This window comes from Streptomyces tricolor (assembly GCF_002155905.1).
GTDB classification, from domain to species: Bacteria; Actinomycetota; Actinomycetes; order Streptomycetales; family Streptomycetaceae; genus Streptomyces; species Streptomyces tricolor.
Window position 1 is genome coordinate 1 of record NZ_MUMF01000670.1, and the last position, 4,268, is coordinate 4,268.

The window sequence follows — 4,268 nt, forward strand, 5'->3', positions numbered from 1 at the left end:
GCAGGCCCCCGGATGTGAAGAGACCCGGGCGTTGCGAAGGGGTCCCGGCGTGCGGGGAGACCCCGGACGTCAAGGGATCTCGGCGCGCGGAGGGGCCCCGGACGTAAAAGGGGTCCCGGCATGCCGGAGGGCCCCCGGACGTGAAGAAATCCCGGCATGCGAAGGGACCCCGGCGCTGGATTCGCCGGGGTCCCTCGTTGCGCTTTCGGGCCGATCAGACGCGTGACGCGCCGACCTCCACACCGTGTTCGGCGGCGAGGCGTCGCAGGTCGTCGAGCTCTGCCTGCTCCACCTCGACGAGGAAGTCGTCGCCCTCGTCACGAGCCCGAGACAGGTCGGACTCGGTCGCCCTTATGCGCTGCAGAAGTCCTGCGGTGAAAGCGTCCATGCTGCGCCCCCTCGTCCTGGGTCGTGGGTCGGTGGCACGGGGGTGTGCCGGATGGAAGGGGCGATCACGTCTCTCGCAGGTGCCCAGCGCTGCCCTGCTGGGCGGCGACGGTGCCGGACACCCACGCCCGCTCTGCGAAGCGGAGGTGAAGTACCGCATGGTGCTGCGGCACATGCAGAGCGTGATCGCGGGGTGTAAAGCCGTCCTCCCCCAGCTCCCTTCGGCGGAAACCTCAACCGGAGGAGAAAATCTCGTATTCCCGCCCCGCGACCCCGGTCCCTGCGGTCCGCCCCCGCCTTACAGCCGACTTATGGCCGAAAAGGGCAGGATGGGGGTCACACCTCACGGACACCCCTGCCCGCACGCGCGCACAGCGCGCTACGCGGGTGGACACAGGAAGGACAAGCGACGTGCGCGTACTCGTCGTCGAGGACGAGCAGCTGCTCGCCGATGCGGTGGCCACCGGACTGCGCCGGGAGGCCATGGCCGTCGACGTCGTGTACGACGGTGCGGCCGCCCTGGAGCGCATCGGCGTCAACGACTACGACGTGGTCGTCCTCGACCGCGACCTCCCGCTCGTGCACGGCGACGACGTCTGCCGCCGGATCGTCGAGCTGGGCATGCCCACGCGCGTGCTGATGCTCACCGCCTCCGGCGACGTCAGCGACCGTGTCGAGGGCCTGGAGATCGGCGCCGACGACTATCTGCCCAAGCCGTTCGCGTTCAGCGAGCTGATCGCACGCGTACGCGCCCTCGGCCGCCGGACCAGCGTGCCCCTGCCGCCGGTCCTGGAGCGCGCCGGCATCAAGCTCGACCCCAACCGCCGCGAGGTCTTCCGGGACGGCAAGGAGGTCCAGCTCGCGCCCAAGGAGTTCGCGGTGCTGGAGGTGCTGATGCGCAGCGAGGGCGCGGTCGTCTCGGCGGAGCAGTTGCTGGAGAAGGCCTGGGACGAGAACACCGACCCGTTCACCAACGTGGTGCGGGTGACGGTGATGACCTTGCGCCGCAAGCTGGGCGAGCCGCCCGTCATCGTCACCGTCCCCGGCTCCGGCTACCGGATCTGATCCCGTGGCCGCGACTCCCGCGCCGCCCCAGGCGCCACCGAAGCCCACCTGGGACCCCAGAAGGCCGCAGCCCCCCTTCCCGTGGCTGCGCCCGACCATCCGGATACGGCTGACGCTGCTGTACGGCGGCATGTTCCTGATCGCCGGCATCCTGCTGCTGTCGATCATCTATCTGCTCGCCGCCCAGGCGATCAGCACCGGCAACCAGCCGCTGTTCAAGATCGTCAGCGGGACGCAGATCCGGGTCTCCAGCGAGAACTGCCCCGCGATCAACACCACCAGCCTGCCGCTGTCGGACTTCAACGACGCGATCGCGCACTGTGTCGACCAGCAGCGCCAGGAGGCCCTGGACAACCTGCTCAGCCGCTCCCTGCTGGCCCTGCTGGGCCTCGCCGTGATCGCCTTCGCGTTCGGGTACGCGATGGCCGGCCGCGTGCTGTCCCCGCTCGGCCGGATCACCCGCACCGCCCGTCAGGTGGCCGGCTCGGACCTGTCCCGCCGCATCGAGCTGGACGGCCCGGACGACGAGCTGAAGGAGCTGGCGGACACCTTCGACGACATGCTGGAGCGCCTGGAGCGGGCCTTCACGGCCCAGCAGCGCTTCGTCGGGAACGCCTCCCACGAGCTGCGCACCCCGCTCGCGATCAACCGCACGCTCCTCGAAGTGCACCTGTCGGATCCGAACGCGCCGGTGGAACTCCAGCAGCTCGGCAAGACGCTGCTCGCCACCAACGAGCGCAGTGAACAGCTGGTCGAGGGGTTGCTGCTGCTCGCCCGCAGTGACAACCAGATCGTCGAACGCAAACCGGTCGACCTGGCCGAGGTGGCCACGCAGGCCATCGACCAGGTGCACGCCGAGGCGGAGGCCAAGGGCGTGATCATCCGTGGCGAGCGCAAGCCGGCCGTGGTGCAGGGCAACGGTGTGCTGCTGGAGCGGATCGCGCTGAACCTCGTACAGAACGCCGTGCGGTACAACGTGCTCGAAGGCGGCTGGGTCGAGGTGACCACGGAGATCGAGCACGGGCAGGCGGTGCTGACCGTCACGAACACCGGGCCGGTGGTGCCGGCGTACGAGATCGACAACCTCTTCGAGCCCTTCCGGCGGTTGCGCACCGAGCGCACGGGCAGCGACAAGGGAGTGGGCCTCGGCCTGTCCATCGTCCGGTCCGTGGCCCGGGCGCACGGCGGGCACATCCAGGCCCGGCCCCGTGAGGGCGGCGGCCTGGTGATGCGCGTCACCCTGCCGCTGTGATCAGGGCGGCGCCCGGAGACCGACACACGCGGAGGTTGTTCGCTTTGCGCGGAATTTTTCGGCCGCCGGATGGGCTTCTTCTTGTGTGATCGATCACATGGGCGGATTTCCGGCCATGTACGCACGGTGATCATGACAGAAGGCGGAAAGCCGGGAAAGTCCTGGTTTTCAGGGCTCTTGATCACGGGAAGTACACGGTGAGGCGCCTTTGAGGTGCGGCATTCGAACCGTGTACGGTCCTCACCGCCATCCAAGCCGATCACTCTTGAGGGGTCGGGTTGGGTGTCGATTGAGTAACAGACCTTGATGTGAGGCAAAATCTCCGCCTCAGGTCGGGCACAAGTCCGGCCTCTCACGCGTTACGTGCGCTGGAGACACCGCAGACACCCAGAGGGGGAGAGCGATATGGCAACCGATTACGACACTCCACGCAAGACCGACGACGACGTCGACTCGGACAGCCTTGAAGAGCTGAAGGCCCGGCGGAACGACAAGTCCACCTCGTCGGTGGACGTCGACGAGTTCGAGGCCGCCGAGGGGCTCGAACTGCCCGGCGCCGACCTCTCCAACGAGGAGCTGGCCGTCCGGGTGCTGCCCAAGCAGCAGGACGAGTTCACCTGCATGAGCTGCTTCCTGGTGCACCACCGCAGCCAGCTGGCCCGCGAGAAGAACGGTCAGCCGATCTGCCGCGACTGCGACTGAGGACGGAGTCGGCCGTGTCTGGCTCGACCCCTCCGCGGAAGCGCCGCTTCCCCCTGCGGAAAGCGGACCAAGGGCCGATCGACGGCCCGCACGGCGCGCGTGACGACGAGCGGGGCTCACCCGGAGCGGGAGCCTCGCTCGGGCCGGCGGCCGACCGGGACGACCTGCCGGCCCCGGCGGAGCACTCCGCACCCGTCGCCCGGCGCCGGGCGACGGCGATCCGCGAGAAGACCCGGGAACTGGCCCGGGAAGGCGCCCGCAAGGGCGGCAGCCGGGCCCGCGCGGGGCTGGCGTATCTCGCGGACCGGATCATCGAGATCGCCCCGCGCATCCCCGTACGCGACCTCGCGACCCTGCGCAGGCAGTTCCCCGGCCTCGGCCCCGAGGAACTCGCCGACAGACTGGTGGCGGGCGCGGCGGCCGGCACCTCGGCGGTCGGAGCCGGGGTCGGAGCGGCGGCGATGCTGCCGGTGCCGCCGGCCATGCCGACCGAGCTGGCCGCGGAGATCACCGGGGTCGCCGCGATCGAGCTGAAACTGATCGCCGAACTGCACGAGGTCTACGGCGTACGCCCGCCGGGCAACCTCAAGACCCGCACCGCCGCGTATCTGTCCTCCTGGTCGGAGGAGCGCGGGATCGACGTGACCAAGCCGTCGACGTACGACACGGCCCTGGGCGGCCGGATGAAGCGCGAACTGCGCCGGCAGATCATGAAGCGGATGGTCCGGGACCTGCCCAACCTGATGCCGTTCATGGTGGGAGCCGCGGTCGGGGCGGTCATGAACCGCCGCGACACCAAGAGACTCGCGGCCCACGTCCGGGCCGACCTGCGCAAGATCCAGGTGCCCTGGGACCGGCTGCC

The 4,268-nt window shown here is 69.7% G+C and carries 5 protein-coding genes; 4 read left to right on the plus strand and 1 reads right to left on the minus strand.

Annotated elements, in window-relative coordinates; translation table 11 throughout:
- Window positions 1–214: 214 nt before the first annotated feature.
- Window positions 215–388, minus strand: coding sequence for a hypothetical protein (locus tag CCN44_RS45285; RefSeq protein WP_023546087.1), 174 nt, complete (start codon window positions 386–388; stop codon window positions 215–217).
- Window positions 389–798: 410 nt separating this feature from the next.
- Between CCN44_RS45285 and CCN44_RS36985 the strand changes: the two genes are divergently transcribed.
- The 4 genes from CCN44_RS36985 to CCN44_RS37000 all read left to right on the plus strand — a co-directional run.
- Complete coding sequence (locus tag CCN44_RS36985) at window positions 799–1,452, plus strand: response regulator transcription factor (protein ID WP_007387794.1); 654 nt, start codon at window positions 799–801, stop codon at window positions 1,450–1,452.
- 4 nt (window positions 1,453–1,456) lie between these two features.
- The gene (locus CCN44_RS36990; RefSeq protein WP_086703090.1) at window positions 1,457–2,704 is read left to right on the plus strand and encodes a sensor histidine kinase; all 1,248 of its coding nucleotides are present in this window, start codon (window positions 1,457–1,459) and stop codon (window positions 2,702–2,704) included.
- Between the two features lie 405 nt (window positions 2,705–3,109).
- Window positions 3,110–3,406 carry a DUF4193 domain-containing protein gene (locus CCN44_RS36995; protein ID WP_003997302.1) on the plus strand — a complete coding sequence of 99 codons (297 nt, stop codon included), beginning with the start codon at window positions 3,110–3,112 and terminating at the stop codon, window positions 3,404–3,406.
- A 14-nt stretch (window positions 3,407–3,420) separates the two neighbouring features.
- Window positions 3,421–4,268: hypothetical protein (locus tag CCN44_RS37000; protein WP_086703093.1), on the plus strand; the 848-nt coding region annotated here is incomplete at its 3' end.